At 63.6% G+C, this 17438-nt stretch carries 13 protein-coding genes; 4 read left to right on the forward strand and 9 right to left on the reverse strand.

Annotated features, from left to right (window positions below):
* The coding region (locus KGA89_RS26920) for a diaminopimelate epimerase (protein WP_223472984.1) at positions 1-849 on the reverse strand (849 nt) is incomplete at its 3' end.
* 174 nt (positions 850-1023) lie between these two features.
* Here KGA89_RS26920 and KGA89_RS26925 point away from each other — a divergent pair.
* Complete coding sequence (locus KGA89_RS26925) at positions 1024-2175, forward strand: MFS transporter (protein WP_003203927.1); 1152 nt, start codon at positions 1024-1026, stop codon at positions 2173-2175.
* A gap of 69 nt (positions 2176-2244) precedes the next feature.
* Here the strand turns inward: KGA89_RS26925 and KGA89_RS26930 are convergent, their stop codons facing one another.
* From KGA89_RS26930 to KGA89_RS26965, 8 genes are all read right to left on the reverse strand, one after another.
* A complete protein-coding gene (locus KGA89_RS26930; RefSeq protein WP_223472985.1) occupies positions 2245-2685 on the reverse strand; it encodes a carboxymuconolactone decarboxylase family protein in 441 nt (146 codons plus the stop codon).
* A 269-nt stretch (positions 2686-2954) separates the two neighbouring features.
* Positions 2955-4397, reverse strand: a complete 1443-nt coding sequence (locus KGA89_RS26935; RefSeq protein WP_223472986.1) for a mechanosensitive ion channel family protein — start codon at positions 4395-4397, stop codon at positions 2955-2957.
* A 192-nt stretch (positions 4398-4589) separates the two neighbouring features.
* Positions 4590-5456 carry a pirin family protein gene (locus KGA89_RS26940; protein ID WP_039012681.1) on the reverse strand — a complete coding sequence of 289 codons (867 nt, stop codon included), beginning with the start codon at positions 5454-5456 and terminating at the stop codon, positions 4590-4592.
* A gap of 168 nt (positions 5457-5624) precedes the next feature.
* Positions 5625-6278: a response regulator transcription factor gene (locus tag KGA89_RS26945; RefSeq protein WP_223472991.1), complete on the reverse strand. Its 654-nt coding sequence runs from the start codon at positions 6276-6278 to the stop codon at positions 5625-5627.
* Between the two features lie 75 nt (positions 6279-6353).
* Complete coding sequence (locus KGA89_RS26950; RefSeq protein WP_028236688.1) at positions 6354-6788, reverse strand: response regulator; 435 nt, start codon at positions 6786-6788, stop codon at positions 6354-6356.
* A gap of 128 nt (positions 6789-6916) precedes the next feature.
* Positions 6917-10117, reverse strand: coding sequence for a transporter substrate-binding domain-containing protein (locus KGA89_RS26955; RefSeq protein ID WP_223472987.1), 3201 nt, complete (start codon positions 10115-10117; stop codon positions 6917-6919).
* Between the two features lie 295 nt (positions 10118-10412).
* The gene (locus tag KGA89_RS26960) at positions 10413-11747 is read right to left on the reverse strand and encodes a lysine N(6)-hydroxylase/L-ornithine N(5)-oxygenase family protein (protein ID WP_223472988.1); all 1335 of its coding nucleotides are present in this window, start codon (positions 11745-11747) and stop codon (positions 10413-10415) included.
* Between the two features lie 145 nt (positions 11748-11892).
* A complete protein-coding gene (locus tag KGA89_RS26965) occupies positions 11893-12375 on the reverse strand; it encodes a sigma-70 family RNA polymerase sigma factor (protein WP_003203940.1) in 483 nt (160 codons plus the stop codon).
* 320 nt (positions 12376-12695) lie between these two features.
* Between KGA89_RS26965 and KGA89_RS26970 the strand changes: the two genes are divergently transcribed.
* The 3 genes from KGA89_RS26970 to KGA89_RS26980 are packed head-to-tail and all read left to right on the forward strand — an operon-like array spanning position 12696 to position 17220.
* Positions 12696-13844, forward strand: coding sequence for an efflux RND transporter periplasmic adaptor subunit (locus KGA89_RS26970; RefSeq protein ID WP_027912965.1), 1149 nt, complete (start codon positions 12696-12698; stop codon positions 13842-13844).
* The gene (locus KGA89_RS26975; protein WP_223472989.1) at positions 13845-15815 is read left to right on the forward strand and encodes a MacB family efflux pump subunit; all 1971 of its coding nucleotides are present in this window, start codon (positions 13845-13847) and stop codon (positions 15813-15815) included.
* A 10-nt stretch (positions 15816-15825) separates the two neighbouring features.
* Positions 15826-17220 carry an efflux transporter outer membrane subunit gene (locus KGA89_RS26980; protein WP_223472990.1) on the forward strand — a complete coding sequence of 465 codons (1395 nt, stop codon included), beginning with the start codon at positions 15826-15828 and terminating at the stop codon, positions 17218-17220.
* Positions 17221-17438 lie beyond the last annotated feature (218 nt).

Consider the following 17438-nt stretch of genomic DNA (forward strand, 5'->3'; position numbering starts at 1 on the left):
GGCCACGGCACTGGCGCTGGTGCCCGAGGAAGCCGTGGGTCCCTCACCTCGCTCGAACACCCGGGCCGCGATTCGCCCTTCGGCTTCGTGCCAGGCCCATTGCAGATTCACCCCCCTCGGGCACGGGACGCCGGCCCCACCGGGCGCCGCATAAGCAATCCGAGTCAGGCTTTGCGACAGCGCCGCAGCACGCATCTGCGAATTGCCCGGCAACGCCTCGACACCCGCCACCAGCGTCACGCAATGAGGATTGCCGATACTCACGAACTGGCTGTGGCCCCACGCTGGGTTCAACTGGTGAAGCGCCGCCACACGGCTGACATCGCACTGGTTGAACAGCACGCTCTCGACCTCCTGGGCGCCAACAGCCTGGACCCCGAACAACGGTTTGCCCAGGTCCAGCCAGAAGCCTTGAACGCCGTCGAACTCAGCGGCACGAACCGAGGTTTGCAACGGTGACAAGCCGTCGGGTTTATCGTGATGAACCTGCAGCACACACTCCCCCGCGCCCGGCATCAAGCCCTGCGCTTGCAACGCCTGGGAGAAAATCGTCAGGCCATTGCCGCTGCGCTCGGCCAGAGTGCCGTCGGTGTTGACGATCAACAGATCAAAAGGCGGTTCGCTCTGGAACGGACCGATCAACAGGCCGTCACTGCGATGGGCCTTGGCGTCCGGCGGCGCCTCATCCGGTGCCCAGGCGCAGAACGCGTGCACGGCAGCCGTTGCCCAGGACTCACGTGCCTGGGCAGCCTGGACGGCTGACTGGGGCAGACCAATGCCGTGGTCACGGACCTGCTGCGGTGAAACGACTCCATAGATATTGCCGCGCGCGTCGTAAAACTTCGTCATGGACCAAACCCGGTATCAGCCAGCAGGGGCCGGTACTTTATGCTGGCAAAGGCTGTGAGAGCAAAGCCTGCACGTTGGCCGGCACCTTGGGGTCGCAGTGCGGTCAGTGGATATGCAAGCATAGGCCCCTACCCGCCGCACCGCACCACACCGCCCGAAAGCCAAGGACGTTTCATGACTGCCATTACGCCCCCGCCCACCTTTATTCCCGGACGCCTGGAACAGATGTCCACCCGCATCGCCTATCTCATCGCCGGCATCGGCATCGCCGCCTGGGCGCCGCTGGTGCCTTACGCCAAGGTGCGGGCGAACCTGGATGAAGGCACCCTCGGGTTGCTGCTGTTATGCCTGGGGGTCGGGTCGATCCTGGCGATGCCGATTTCCGGCGCGCTGGCGGCGCGGTTCGGCTGCCGGCGGGTGCTTAGCGGCGGCACGATTCTGATCTGCCTGGCGTTGCCGTTGCTGGCGACGATGACCTCCCTGCCCTGGCTGGTGGCCGCATTGTTCCTGTTTGGCGCCGGGCTCGGCACCGTGGACTCGACCGTGAACCTGCAAGCGGTGATTGTCGAGCGGGCCAGTGGCAAGACCATGATGTCGGGTTTCCACGGCATGTTCAGCCTCGGCGGGATCATTGGCGCGGCGGGTGTGAGTGCCCTGCTTGGCCTGGGGCTTTCGCCGCTGGGGGCGACGCTGGTGGTCAATGGGGTGCTGCTGGTGGCGTTGTTCAAGGCTGCGCCGCACCTGCTGCCCTACGGCAGCGAAAGCTCGGGACCGGCGTTCGCCATTCCCCACGGCGTGGTGCTGTTTATCGGCATCCTGTGCTTCATCGTGTTCCTGGCCGAAGGCGCGGTGCTGGACTGGAGCGCCGTGTTCCTGACCACCGAACGCGCGGTGGATACCGCTTATGCCGGACTCGGTTATGCCGCCTTCGCGCTGACCATGACCGTCGGCCGGCTGACCGGCGATTCAGTGGTGCATCGCCTGGGGGCCAAACGCGTGATCATCTATGGCGGATCGATCGCGGCAGCCGGATTCCTGTTGGCAACCCTCGCACCGATGTGGCAAGCCGCACTGCTGGGTTATGCGTTGGTGGGCGCCGGGTGTTCGAACATCGTGCCGGTGCTCTACACCGCCGTCGGCAAACAGACCTTGATGCCAGAGGCCATCGCTGTTCCGGCCATCACCACCATCGGCTATGCCGGCATCCTTGCCGGCCCGGCGCTGATCGGCTTCGTTGCCCATGGCAGCAGCCTGAGCATTGCCTTCGGGTTGATTGCGATATCGCTGGTGGCGGTGGCGGCCAGTGGCAAAGTGTTGAAGGTCTGAGGCCTCCACGGACCTGTGGGAGCAAGGCTTGCCCCCACAGGTTCACCCCCACAGGTATTTTTCTTCTGATTACGCCTCAGGCATCTTGCGAAAGCCCACTGCCAAGCGGTTCCAGCCATTGATGGCGTTGATCGCCACGGTCAGGTCGACCATTTCCTTGGGGCTGAAATGCTCGCTCAACAGGGCATAGTCCGCGTCCGGGGCATGGGTGTCGCTCAGGCGGGTCAGGGCTTCGGTCCAGGCCAGAGCGGCGCGCTCACGGCCGGTGAAGAACGGCGCTTCACGCCAGGCAGTCACGGCGTACAGCCGACGCTCGGTCTCGCCGTCCTTGCGGGCATCGGCGGTGTGCATGTCGATGCAGAAGGCGCAGTCATTGATTTGCGAGGAGCGCAGCTTGACCAGCTCCAGCAGGGACTTCTCCAGGCCCAGCTTCGAGACGGCGGTTTCCAGGGCCAGCATGGCTTTGAAAGCGTCAGGGGACGCGGTGTAGAAATCGATGCGCGGTTGCATGGTGAACTCCAGAACAATTGGGTGTGGCGCTACGTTAGCCGTGCAGTGGCGCGGTACAAATAGCCAATTGTTGGGAAGTTCGGGTGGCCAATGGGAGACCGATGCTGATCCTTTGAGAAGAACACGAATCTATCGTGGCGAGGGGATTGTGGGAGCAAGGCTTGCCCGCGATGGGTGCGATGCAGTCCTTCAGAGATCGAGGCGCCGGTTTCGCGAGCAAGCTCTGCTCCCACACAGCGAGGGAGCGGTGCTTGTCGTTCAGATACGGTTCAAGCCCGATTGCGCAACCACTGCAGGAAGCGTTTCTTGGCGACCGGCTTGGGGGCTTCGCGGGTCAGGTTCTGGGCGAGGTGCATGCGTACGTCCAGCAGGTTTTTCATCGCGTCGTTGATGTCGCGACGGGCTTCGAGGCAAGGCTTGAGGTAGCTGTTCTCGATGCGGTACAGGGTGCAGAAAGTCTTGGCGGAAAAATTCGCCAGCGCCGCCTGCTCGGCGACGATCCCGGCTTCGCCGATCACCTCCCCCGGCCCCATGCGCCCGCCCTCGAGTGGCTGGCCGTTGCGCATGAGGGTCACGCTGACCACTCCGGACTCGATGATGAACAGATGATCGCTGACCTCCCCGGCCGCCAGGATCACATCACCCGCACGGAAGGTCTGCAGGGTCATGTTCTGGCTGAAGGTATCTTTCTCGTCCTGGCGCAAGGTAGAGAAAATGTTCGAGCTTTCCAGCAAGGCCCTGGGTCGCGACACCTCCTGGGGCACCGCGCTTTCACTGGTGGACAACAGGCTCACGCCCGACGCCTGCAAATGCCGGAACGCCAGGTCGAACAGTTGGTTGCGCACCGTGCGTTTCTGGGCCATGGAGGCAACGAACCCGCTGATCTCGTACTCCGCCCCGCCACTGCCGCTGCTTTTGAGCGTCACGCAGGGGGCCGGGACGGCGAGCAAGGAACGACAGCCGATCATCGCCCGCTCCAACGCGTCGATCACGGTTTGTGGCCGCGCGTGAGGGCTGACCTGGATACTGATGGACAAACCATGGACGTCGCTGGGTCGACTGAAGTTGATGACCTTGGCCTTTGCCGCCAACGAGTTGGGGATCACCGCCATGCTGCCCTGGGAGGTCTGCAAGCGCGTGGCTCGCCAGTCGATGTCAGTGACCCGGCCTTCGGTGCCGTCGATGGAAATCCAGTCATCGAGCTGATAAGGCTTGGTGGTGTTGAGCACGATCCCGGAGAACACGTCGCTGAGGGTGCTCTGCAAGGCCAGGCCGACGATGATCGCCATCGCACCGGACGTCGCCAGCACGCCTTTGACCGGCAAATCCAGCACATAGGCCATTGCGGCGATGACGGCGATCAGGAAAATCACCGCGCCGAGCAAGTCCTGCAACAACCGCCCGGTATGGCCGACCCGTTGCATCATCGCCGCGCCGATCAGCACCGTCAGGGTTCGCGCGGCAAACAGCCACCAGGCGATCTGCAGGCCGGTCGCGGCCAGGTGCCGCGGCACATCCTCGACCCACTGCGCCGGGACCATGGGGTTGAGGCCTTCGTTGAACAGCAGCACGCTGAACAGCGAAAAAATCACCAGCCTTGCGCCAACTTTCCAATAGATCCGATCCGCACTGACCAGGCGCCACATCAACAGGTCGAGCACCAGCAGCGCCAGGGAACAGAGCAGCGGGTGCTCGGAGATCAGAGACAGCATCGGGACAGCTCCAGGAAGGCGATTGGCGAAGATTGGCACAGAATGACCACGCTGTAGAGCTCCTCACAAAACTCCTGTGGGAGCGAGCTCGCTCGCGATTGCGGTGTATCAGCCAATGACTCATCGACTATCAGACTGCTATCGCGAGCAAGCTCGCTCCCACACTGGGTTCTGGGTGGCTGTTGTTTCGCGTCAGTCGTCCATCCGGCCAAAACGCCCGGAGTGGAAATCGTTGAAGGCCTGGTGGATTTCCTGCTCGCTGTTCATCACGAACGGACCATGGCCGACGATGGGTTCGTCGATCGGCTCGCCACTGAGTAGCAGCACCACCGCGTCGTTATTGGCTTGCAGGCTCAATTGGTCGCCAGCCCGGTCGAACAGGGCCATCTGCCCGGCCTCGACCCGTTCGCGACCATTGGCCTGGACCGAGCCTCGCAAGACCACCAAGGCGGTGTTGTGGCCTTCGTGCAGGTCGAGAATGAGGTTTTTCCCGGCATTCAAGCGGATGTCCCAGACATCGATAGGCGTGAAGGTCCTGGCGGGGCCTTGATGCCCTTCGAAGCGCCCGGCGATCAGGCGCAGACTGCCGGCGTTGTCTTTCAGGGCGATGTTCGGAATGTCGCCCTTGAGGATCGTCTGGTAGCCGGCCGGGGCCATCTTGTCCTTGGCAGGCAGGTTGACCCACAACTGGACCATCTCCATGAACCCGCCCTGCCGGGCGAAGGCTTCGGAGTGGAACTCTTCGTGGATGATGCCGGACGCGGCGGTCATCCATTGCACGTCGCCGGGACCGATCTTGCCGCCGCTGCCGGTGGAATCACGGTGCTCCAGTTCGCCCTGGTAGACGATGGTCACGGTTTCGAAACCGCGATGCGGGTGCTGGCCGACGCCACGACGCTCGGTGGTGGGCGTGAATTCAGTCGGGGCAGCGTGGTCCAGCAGCAGGAACGGGCTGACGTGCTTGCCCAGGTTGTCATAGGAAAACAGCGTGCGAACCTGGAAGCCATCGCCGACCCAATGGGGCCGCGGACTGGTGTAGAGGCCGATGATGTTTTTCATGCTGTGTCTCCAAAAATCAGGCGCTGCGATTCAATGGACACAGCTTAGAACCGACACCTTTGCAGCACTAGACTGCAAAAACCGGCCTTAGCGTTCTATTTAGAGAACAGCGATCAAAAAACTGTGGGAGCGAGCAGGCTCGCTCCCACATTATTTGGTGTAACTCATTCAAAGGTGATTGCGCTTGGCAAACTCCGACAGCCCCACCAAGGATTTCAGGCCGAGCTTTTCCAACAGCCGAGTCTTGTAGGTGCTGACGGTTTTTGGGCTCAGGAACAGGCTTTCGGCGATGTCCTTGCCGCGCATGCCCATGGCCAGCATGCGCAGGATGGACAACTCGCGGGCGGAGAGGCTTTCCAGGGCCTGCTGTTCGCTGCGTTGCTGAAAATCCAGCCTGACGGACATTTGTGGAAAATAGGCATAACCGGATTTCAAGGCCTGGATGGCCTTGGTCAGTTCCTTGAGGTCGCTTTTCTTGGTCACAAAACCTCGGGCCCCGGCCGAGATGCAGCGGTTGCAGAAGTGCTGCGCATCCTGGGAAGTGAACACCAGCACGCTGCATTCAGGGAACTGGGCCATGATCCAGACCAGCAGGTCCAGGCCATCGAAACCGTTCATCACCAGGTCGAGGATCACCAGGTCCGGCGCGCACTCCTTGATGAGGGCCCTGGCATCAGCCGTGCCGCTGGCGTCCCGGATGTGGGTGAACGCCTCATTCTGGCAAATAAGCCGCAGCGCCCCTCGTATGACAGGGTGGTCATCCACGATCAACACGTCTTTCAAGGCAATTCCCCAGGTCATTACAAACGGCACCGGCGCCATGACTGCACCGGACTCTTGCACAAGCGCCAGGTCCTGCCACCTGTCAGATCCGACAGTGCAGACCAGCGGTCTTCCTCAGCGTCCACGGCCCTGCCTGAGGGCACGCGTCCACGGTTGCAACGACTCACTGGCTTGAGGGTCGACCCGCTCCATCAGGCGCCGCAGGGAGGCAAGGTCAGGCAGTGGCGCCTGGCTCAGGTGCATGCTCGATCGGCGCGCGACAGGCACCGGCGACAGGCTGGCCGGTTGCGCGTTGTAAATCATCCCGTGACGAACCTGTGGGCTATAGATAACAAAATCGTGCAAGTCCAACGCCCCGCTTGCCAGCCCGGCATTGACGACAATCAGGTCGAAGGGCTCGCTGCCGTACTCCACCAGCGTCAGCAACTCTTGCACATGGCTCACGGGGACAATCCGGAAATAGCCCTGTTGATTGAACAGGCGCTCCAGCACGATTCGATGAGCATGGTGTGGGTCGGCAATCAAGATACGGAGTGCTTTGTTCGGCATGGCAAGCTTTCCAATAGCAACGCGCCAGGTAGAAACCGGCTCAAGAACATTAAGGGTCGTCAGGCTAGAGGAAGCTTTTGAAAGACGATGTAGGACTATTCCTAAAATGAAGCCAGACGAAGCCCTTGTTAGGTCTTCAGTTGTTCCGCCAGGTGCTCGATGGCTTGGCGAATATCTTCCACGGCTTGGGCGAGCAACAACGTGTCGTCGCCCCGACAAGCGTTTTCCAGCGCTTCGCAGGCGGCGATCAGGCGTTGCGCCTGAACGATCCGCGCTCCACCCTTGATCCGGTGCGCCAGGTCCGCCAGGCCCGGCAAGTCTTGTCGGCTGGACAGATGCAACAGTCGCGCTAGATCGTCGGCATTGCTGCTGACCAGTTCTTCCAGCAGTGCCCTGATGGCGGTCGTGTCGCCGCCGGTCAGTTGTTCCAGGCTGGTCAAATCGATGCCGTCGTCGGGCTGAGGCGCCCCCACGTCCGGCGTGACCGAAGCCAGGCACGCGTTGAGCGCCCGAAGACTGATGGGTTTGAACAGGCAATCGTCCATCCCGGCGTCGGCGCAGCGGTCCTTTTCCTCAGGTTGGGCATTGGCCGTGAACCCCAGGATCACCCCGGGCGAGAGGTTTTGCGCATGCTCTTCGTCGCGAATGGCCCGCGCCAGTTCATAGCCGCTCATCAAGGGCATGTTGCAATCAGTGATGACCACATCGAAGTGCTCGCTGCGCCAGGCGTGCAGACCTTCGACACCGTTCTGCGCTTCCTGGACACGATGGCCCAGGTAGCCCAGTTGCTGGGACAGCAACAAGCGATTGGCCGGGTAGTCGTCGACCACCAGGATACTCAGCGCCCGGCCCGGCACCAGCGCCTCGGCCTCGACAGGCGGCGCGGTCGGCAAGGCATCGAGCAGGGGCAGGTCCAGCAGGATCTCGACCTGCGTGCCCGCCCCCGCCGCGCTGCGCAATGTCAGGGTGCCGCCCATCATTTCGCACAACGTGCGGCTGATGACCAACCCCAGCCCGGAACCGCTGCGGGCCGACTGGGTCGTGTGGGTGGCCTGGGTAAAGGGGCTGAACAGGCGACGCTGGTCCTCAGGCGAAATCCCGCAGCCGGTGTCCTCGACTCGCAGGCAAATACCCAGGCGCCCGTGTTCAATGTCCGGCTCGCCGCGCACACTCAAGCGCACCTCACCCTGGTCGGTGAACTTGATGGCGTTGCTCAACAGGTTCGAGACGATCTGCTTGAAGCGCAACGGGTCGATCAACACGTCACGGTTGACCCCGGCGTCCAGCACCCGTTGCAAGCGCAGGTGTTTCTGCCGGGCCAGGCCCTCGAAAATCCGCGCCACCGACTCGGTCAATTCGTGCAGATTGGCCCGTTGCGGCGCCAGCGACAGCTTGCCCGACTCAATGCGAGCGATGTCGAGGATGTCGCCGATCAAGTCCAGCATGCCATGGGCGGCCCCCGACGCGACCTCGATGGCGAACCGGTCCACGATGCCTTGGTCGGCTTTTTTCAGGGCCAGTTCCAGCAGGCCGATCACCGCGTTCATCGGTGTGCGGATCTCATGGCTCATGGTCGCCACGAAGGTGGTCTTGGCCCGATTGGCGTCGTCGGCGCTTTCCTTGGCGACGCGCAATTGCTCCAGCAGGCGCCGCAGGTAAATGACCCAGCCCAAGGTCACCAGCAACAGCAGCGCAGCGACAGTGAACCCCTGGAGAATCGTGGTGCGGTTGCGCAGCCAGTAACTGTCGTCGATCACTACCTCACTGCGCCAGCGGTTGGTCAGCTCGTCCATCTCTTCGGGGGAAATGCTCAACAGCGCCTTGTCGAGAATCGAGTAAAGCTCCAATGCGCCCCGGTTCGTCGCCAACGCAACGCGCGCGGGCAAGGTGCCGACAGTACTGGTGACCTGCAGCTTGTCGCGATACTGGCGGGAGATCATGTAGCGGGCGCTGATCAACGGATTGACCGCAGCGTCCGCCGTGCCGGCGACGACCATGGCCATGGCGTCGGCGGTGTTTTGTGCCGTCACCAACTGCACGCGGGGGAACTGCTCCAGCAGGAACTCGCGCAACACGCTGCCGCGCACCAGCGCCAAGCGCTTGCCAGCCATCTGGTCCAGGGTTAGCGGGCCCTTGGCCCGAGCGGGCACCACAAGCACGAACGGATTCGTCAGGTACGGTCGGGTAAAGCGCAACTCGTCTTCGAGTTCGGTGCTGGGTATGGCGGTCGCCAAGACATCGGCCTTGCCGCTCTTGATCTGGCCGATCAAATCGTCAACCGAGCCGCCACGCTGCACATCGAATTTCAAACCGGTGCGCAAGCTGATCCTCGCCAGCACATCGGCGCCGATGCCGCGCAAATGGCCCTGTTCATCGAAGAACGTCAGCGGCAGGAAGTTTTCGTTGGCGGCGACTTTGATCCGTGGGTGGGCATCCAGCCAGCGCTGCTCCCTGACGCTGAAATGCAGTGCCTGCTGCCCTGGCAGGCTCACGCCGCCGGCACTCCAGCGCCGCAGGATGCTCATGTGTTCGCTGGCGGGAATGGCTTGCAGCGCGGCATTGATGATGCGCAACAGGCGCGCGTTGTCGCGACTGACCGCGAAGGCGAACGGCTGCACTTCCATGCGCGAGAAATCGGCCAGTTGAATATTGTTCAGGTAATTCTTGCTGATCAGGTAGTTGGAACTGATCGAATCCCCCAGATAAACGTCGGCCTGACCAAACGCCACGGCACCGATGGCGCTCAAGGTCGAGGGGAACAACCGCAAGGAAGCCTCGGGATAAAACGCCTCGACCGTCTCCGGCGGCAAGTAGTGATACAGCATCGCCACGCGCTTGCCCGCCAGGTCGGTGGGCAAGTCCTGGCTGTCGTCGATGCGGGCCACGAGGGTGGGCAGGTCATCGGCATAGGCCTGGGACATCGCCAGGTCCCGATCGGCGGCTTCGAAGCCGTTGGCGGTGCCGAGCATGTCGATCTCACCGCCGCGCAGGGCCTGGAGCGATTCGGCACGGGATGGATAGCGCTGGACCTGCACCTTGACGTGCAGGAGTTGCCCGAGCAATTGCGCATAGTCGGCGGTCAGGCCTTCATAGTCGCGACCATTGCCGGTGATGCTGAACGGCGCGTAGTCCGGCGCCGAGGCGCCCAGTTGCAACGGGCCCTTCTGGCGCAGCCAGGTCCAGTCGGCATCGTCCAGGGACACCGAATAATCGCTCACATTGGAGCGCCCGAGCACCTGCAGCGCCTCGGGGGCCGCGCCCACCGGTGGCACCACACTCAATGAGCCCAGCAACAGCGCCACCAGGCCTGTGCGAAGAAGCAGCATCATCTGGTCAGGGTGTTTCGCTTGGCGTAGTCGGCCCGGCGCACCGTCGACTGCACATTCAGTCAGGGTGGACCGGCTGAGGGGTTCAGACTGCCAATACGAGGGAACAGCGAACCGAGCCTTTCAAACAGCAGGAGGCTGTGAAGTGAGTGTAGGAAGTTTCTGAAGAATTTCCTGCGAGTGACCCAAGGCCAGGCCTATGACCTGTGGGAGCGAGCTTGCTCGCGATGGCGTCAGTTCAGCCAATATTGAAGTGACTGACACTACGCCTTCGCGAGCAAGCTCGCTCCCACAGGGCCTATACGGCGGCGAGCAACTGATCGCGCACCGGACGCGCCTGCCCGCGATTGTTCCCGTGCTCATACAGCGAGCCGGCGATTTCATCGGCGCGCACCGGCAGGATCGACAGCAAGGTGTCGCTCAGGCCATGGCTGGCCTGGCAGAAGCCCTGCATGTAGATCGCCGCCTTGCAGCGCTCGTCGGTGATCAGCTTGTAGTTGCGATCCACCTCGAAATCCCCCAGGTACTGAGCCAGCGGCTCCAGCAGGGTGCGGTGCATCTGCCGCTCGTAACCGGTGGCCAGCACCACGGCGTCATAGCGGCGCACGGTCAGTTCGCCGGTGGCGTTGTTGCGCACTGCCAGCTCCACGCCAGCGTCGGTGGCCGTGGCCTTCTCCACCGTCGTGAGAGTGCGGAACGCATGACGGGCGATGCCGGAGACTTTCTGGCGATAGAAAATCCCGTAGATGCGTTCGATCAGGTCGATGTCCACCACCGAATAGTTGGTGTTGTGGTACTCGTTGACCAGGCGCTCGCGCTCGCTGTGGGGTTGCTGGAACACCAGGTCGGTGAACTCCGGCGAGAACACTTCGTTGACGAACGGGCTGTCGTCCGCCGGCTTGAGGGCCGAGCCGCGCAGGATCATGTCGACCTGCACCGAAGGGAAGCTGTCGTTGAGGTCGATGAAGGCCTCCGCCGCGCTCTGCCCACCGCCGATGATCGCGATGTTCATCGGCTGGCCCTTCACGCACGGCTGGCTCGCCATACGCGCCAGGTACTGGGAATGGTGGAACACCCGCGCGTCGTCCTTGAACGCCCTGAACGCCTCGGGGATGCGCGCCGTGCCGCCGGCACTGACCACCAGCGCACGGCTGCTGCGGACCAATTCTTCGCCCTGGGCATTGCGGGAAATCACCCGCAGCGCCTCGACCTGCTGGTTGTGCAGCAGCGGTTCGATGCGCAGCACTTCTTCGCCATAGCGACTCTGCGCGGTGAAATGCCCGGCCACCCAGCGCAGGTAGTCATTGAACTCCATGCGGCACGGGTAGAAGGTGCCGAGGTTGATGAAGTCCACCAGGCGGCCATGGTGCTTGAGGTAATTGACGAACGAATACGGGCTGGTCGGGTTGCGCAGGGTCACCAGGTCCTTGAGAAAGGAAATCTGCAACTCGCTCTGGGTCACCAGGGTGTTGCCGTGCCAGCGGTAGTCGGCCTGCTTGTCGAGGAACAGCACGTCCAGCTCGCCCTGGACCGACCCGCGCTCCTGCAGCGCGATGGCCAGCGCCAGGTTCGAGGGGCCGAAACCGACGCCGATCAAGTCGTGAACGATGGGCGATGCAATTGCCTGTGTCATGTCCAGTGTCCTCTGGAAAAGCCCTCAACAGGGCGCGAAAAGCCTGGGGTGACCTGCCCAGCGTTTAGGGGGCCAACAAGTCGTGTGTTGAGAGGAACGAGGACAATGAAAAAAAATTTACCGCGAGGCGACCGGCGTGGGCAGATTAATGCGCGTCCCACTGCCGCACGCGAACGCGGCAGTGCTTCATGGCGTTGACGATGTGTTTTTCCACCAGCGCCCGGGAAATGCCCAGGCGCTCGGCGATTTGCGGGTGGGACAGGCCTTCGAGCTTGCGCAGCAGGAAGCTCTCGCGGCACAGCGGCGGCAGCTCGGCCAGGGCACGCTGGAGCATGTCCAGGCGCTGGCCGTGGTCGAGACTGGAATGGGGCGACGGGGTGAAGAAGCGCTCTTCGCTGTCCAGCACCTCCAGGGATTCGACCTGGCGCAGGGTATTGCGCCGATGCCCGTCGATCACCAGGTTCAATGCCGTGCGATAGAGGAACGCCCGGGGCTGTTCAATGGGGGTGTCGCTGGCGCGCTCCAGCACCCGTACATAGGCGTCATGCACCACATCCTCGGCCGCCTGGCGGTTGCCTAGCCTGGCGTTCAGGAAACACACCAGCTCGCGATAGTAGTTTTCCAACATGACTCCCGTGCGCAATGGCTGCGACCGCTATCCGTGCCCACTCGGCATGCCCGGGACAGGCAATGGCACGATGGTGGCAGATTCAATCGCGTAATTTATAGTAATTCTCATATAGATTTAAAGCTTTGGTTTGTATCCGGGCTGATTCATTCAGATAAATGGGGTGCCAAGGCCGCTTTTGTGGCGAGGGAGCTTCCTCCCGCTGGGTCCTACAAGTGTTTCACACCTGTAAATTCCCGCCCCGAGCGCTCGTCTACCAGAACAGCCTCCCGTCCCTGCCCTTCCTGGGACGGGCCCGATATCACCGGCCGGAACCCCGCATGAAACGTCCCCGCCCTACCCGACGCGCCTGGCTTCTCACCTTCGCTCTGCTTCCGGCCGTGGCCTTCGCCGCGTGGCAAGCGGTCGCGCCAAGCCGGGCGCCCCTGGTCACCGCGCCCGTCACCCGTGGCGATATCGAAAACAGCGTCACCGCCCTGGGCACCCTGCAACCGCGGCGTTATGTCGACGTCGGCGCCCAGGCGTCCGGGCAGATCCAGAAGATTCATGTGGAAGCCGGCGACGAGGTGCGCGAAGGCCAGTTGCTGGTCGAAATCGACCCATCCACACAAAAAGCCCGGCTCGACGCCGGGCGTTTTTCCATCGAGAACCTCAAGGCCCAGCTCCAGGAACAGCGCGCCCAGCACGACCTGGCGCAGCAGAAATCCCGCCGCCAGCAGCAACTCAAGGCCGGCGGCGCCACCCGCGAGGAAGACGTGCAGACAGCCCAGGCCGAAGTGCGAGCGACCCAGGCACGCATCGACATGTTCCAGGCGCAGATCCGCCAGGCCCAGGCCAGCCTGCGCAGCGACGAGGCTGAATTGGGCTATACGCGCATCTATGCGCCGATGAGCGGCACCGTGGTCGCCGTCGGTGCCCGGGAAGGCCAGACCCTCAACGCCCAGCAGCAAACCCCGTTGATCCTGCGCATCGCGCGCCTGTCGCCGATGACCGTCTGGGCCGAAGTTTCGGAAGCCGACATCGGCCACGTCAAACCGGGCATGACCGCTTACTTCACCACCCTGGCCGGCGGCAGTCGGCGCTGGAGCAGCACCGTTCGCCAGATCCTCCCGGTGCCGCCACGTCCGCTGGAAGCCAGCCAGGGCGGCAGCCCCAGCGGTGGGCGCAGCGGCAGCGAACGGGTGGTGCTCTACACCGTGTTGCTCGACGTCGACAATGCCGACCGCGCGCTGATGACCGACATGACCGCCCAGGTGTTTTTTGTCGCCGCCCAAGCCAACGACGTGCTGACCGTGCCCATCGCCGCCTTGCAGGACACCGGCCAGGTGCGGGTGCTGGCCGACAATGGCGATGTCCAGCCACGCACCGTTCGCACCGGCGTCAGCGATCGGCTGCGCACCGAAATTGTCGACGGCCTGAGCGAAGGCGACCGGGTGCTGATCGGCCCGGCCAGCGGCAGCGGAGGCTGAATGAACGCGCCCCTGATCGAACTGCGGGACATTCGCAAGGCCTACGGCGGTGGCGACAGCCCTCGGGTGGAGGTGCTGCGCGGCATCGACTTGGCCATTCACGCAGGGGAATTCCTGGCGATTGTCGGGGCGTCCGGCTCCGGCAAATCCACCTTGATGAACATCCTCGGCTGCCTCGACCGCCCCACCAGTGGCGAGTACCGTTTCGCCGGCGAAGACGTCGCCAATCTGGGCAGCGATGAACTGGCCTGGTTGCGGCGCGAAGCGTTCGGTTTCGTGTTCCAGGGCTATCATTTGATCCCCTCTGGCACCGCCCAGGAAAACGTCGAGATGCCGGCCATCTATGCCGGCACCTCGGCCGCCGAGCGCCACGCCCGGGCCTGCGCCCTGCTTGAGCGCCTGGGCCTGGCCAGCCGCACCGGCAACCGCCCCCATCAATTGTCCGGAGGCCAGCAGCAACGAGTGTCGATAGCCCGGGCATTGATGAATGGCGGCCACATCATCCTCGCCGACGAACCCACCGGCGCCCTCGACAGCCAGAGCGGCATCGAGGTCATGGCCTTGCTCGACGAACTGGCGAGCCAGGGCCACGTGGTGATCCTGATCACCCACGACCGCGAAGTGGCGGCCCGGGCCAAGCGCATCATCGAGATCCGCGACGGACTGATCATCAGCGACAGCGCCAGCTCCTTGCCGAGCGAGGTGCCAGCCAACCCAAAGGCACTGCAAGCCGTGGACCTGCGCCAGCGCCTGAGTGCCGGCAGCGAACACAACGGCGCCTGGAAAGGTGAGCTGGTGGACGCGGTACAAGCGGCGTGGCGGGTCATGTGGATCAATCGCTTTCGCACCGCCCTGACGCTACTGGGCATCGTCATCGGCGTGGCCTCGGTGGTGGTCATGCTGGCCGTGGGCGAAGGCAGCAAGCGCCAGGTCATGGCCCAGATGGGCGCCTTCGGCTCGAACATCATCTACCTCAACGGCACCGCGCCAAACCCGCGCGCCGCCAAGGGCATCATCAGCGAGTACGACCTGGCCGCCCTCGCCGTCCTGCCCGAGGTGCAACGGATCATGCCGGTCAACGGTGCCAACGCCAGCGTGCGTTTCGGCAACCTCGACCACGCCAGCTATGTCGGCGGCAACGACACCAATTTCCCGAGCATCTTCAATTGGCCGGTGGCCGAGGGCAGCTACTTCAGCGAGGCCGACGAACGCGGCGCCGCGGCAGTGGCGGTGATCGGCCACAGGGTCCGGCAGAAACTGCTCAAGGATGTCGCCGATCCCATCGGCCGCTACATCCTGATCGAGAACGTGCCGTTCCAAGTGGTCGGCGTACTGGCCGAAAAAGGCGCCAGCTCCGGGGACTCCGACGCCGACAACCGTGTGGCGGTGCCCTACTCCGCCGCCAGCGTGCGGCTGTTCGGCACGCGTCATCCCGAGTACGTGGTGATCGCCGCCAAGGACGCGGGCAAGGTCCAGCAAGCCGAGCAAGCCGTCTCGCGGACGCTGTTGCGCCTGCACGACGGCAAGCAGGATTTCGAACTGACCAACAACGCCGCGATGATCCAGGCCGAGGCGCGCACCCAGGGCACGCTGTCGCTGATGCTCGGCGCCATCGCCGCGATTTCACTGTTGGTGGGTGGCATCGGCGTAATGAACATCATGCTCATGACCGTGCGCGAACGCACCCGCGAGATCGGCATCCGCATGGCTACCGGCGCCCGCCAGCGCGACATCCTGCGCCAATTTCTCACCGAAGCGGTGATGCTCTCGGTGGTCGGCGGGCTCGCCGGTATCGGCCTGGCCCTGCTGGTGGGCGGCGCGTTGCTGCTGGGCAATATCGCCGTGGCCTTCGAATGGCTGGCGGTGTTCGGCGCCTTCGGCTGCGCCCTGGTCACCGGCGTTGTCTTCGGTTTCATGCCGGCCCGCAAGGCCGCCCGCCTCGACCCGGTCGCGGCCCTTACCAGTGAATGAACCCCACGCTATGAAAGTCCACCTGACCCTCCTGGCCGCCAGTCTTTTACTGGTGGCCTGCGGCACCCCTTTGTCGGCACCAGACAGCGGCCTCCAACCGCCACCGGCCTGGCAGAACCTCGATACGCCCGGCGCACGAGCGGATAACCAGCAATGGTGGACGCACTTCGGTAGCCCGCAATTGAACCGCTTGATCGAGCAAGCGCGCCTGGACAGCCACGACCTCGCCGCTGCCATGGCCCGAGTGCGCCAGGCCGAGGCCAGCGCCGTGATCGCCGGGGCACCGTTGCTGCCAACGGTCACGGCCGGGCTCAACGGCAATCGCCAGCAATTGTTGCGCGGCAAGGGCTACAGCCAGCTGGATGTGGATCGGAACAACCGCACCATCGATTACTACGACGCCAACCTCAGTGCCACTTATGAGCTGGATTTCTGGGGCGGCAAACGGGCGGCCCGGGACAGTGCGCTGAAGACACTGTCGGCCAGCCAGTTCGACCGCGCGACGGTGGAGTTGACCCTGCTCAGCGGCGTCGCCAACAGCTACACCCAGGCCTTGTCCCTGCGCGAGCAACAGCGCATCGCCGAACAGAACCTGGGCAACGCCCAACGCGTACTCGATCTGGTGCAGACCCGCTACGACGCCGGCAGCGCCACAGCCCTGGAACTGTCCCAGCAAAAAAGCCTGGTGGCGGCCCAGCAACGTCGCTTGCCCCAGGTGCAGCAACAAGCCCGCGAAGCCTTGATTACCCTGGCGACGCTGCTGGGGCAACCGGTGCAGTCGGTCACACTCGACGACGACAGTTTCGACCGCCTGCACTGGCCGGCCATCGACGCTGGCGTGCCCAGCCAATTGCTGAGCCGCCGCCCGGACATCGCCGCCGCCGAAGCCCGCCTCGCCGCCGCCCAGGCCGACATCACCGTCGCGCGCGCCGCCATGCTGCCCAGCGTGACCCTGGGCCTGAGCCTCGCCACCGGCGCCGACATCGCCGACCAGTTGCTGCGCAACAACATCTACAACCTCAGCGCCGGCCTGGCCGCGCCGATTTTCAACAATGGCCGCCTGAAGGCCGAACGAGACAGGACCATCGCGCGCCAGGAGGAACTGCTGGAGCTCTACCGCGCCGCCATCATCAACGGCTTCGCCGACGTCGAAAAAGCCCTGAACGGCATCAGCGGCCTGGACCGCCAACGGCAATGGCAAAGCGAAGAACTGCACCAGGCCCAGACCGCCTTCGACATCGCCCAACGCCGCTACCAGGCCGGCGCCGAAGACCTGCTTACCGTACTGGAAACCCAACGCACCCTCTTCGCCGCCCAGGACATGAACGTGCAATTGCGATTGGCGCGGGTGCAGGCGAGCGTGGCGTTGTACAAGGCGTTGGGTGGGGGTTGGCGGGTCATGTAGGCCTTTACATTTCGATCGTTCCCACGCAGAGCATGGGAACGATCGGGTCGCGGGGGCTGTGAAGATCGTTCCTCACCCTCCGCGTGGGAACGCAGCCAGGGACGCTCCGCGTCCCAAAGAGCCGAACGCAGAGCGTCCGTAGAGGCGTTCCCACGCAGAGCATGGGAACGATCGGGTCGCGGGGGCTGTGAAGATCGTTCCTCACGCTCCGCGTGGGA

The organism is Pseudomonas sp. A-RE-22, assembly GCF_019956035.1.
In the GTDB taxonomy this organism is placed as follows: domain Bacteria; phylum Pseudomonadota; class Gammaproteobacteria; order Pseudomonadales; family Pseudomonadaceae; genus Aquipseudomonas; species Aquipseudomonas brassicacearum.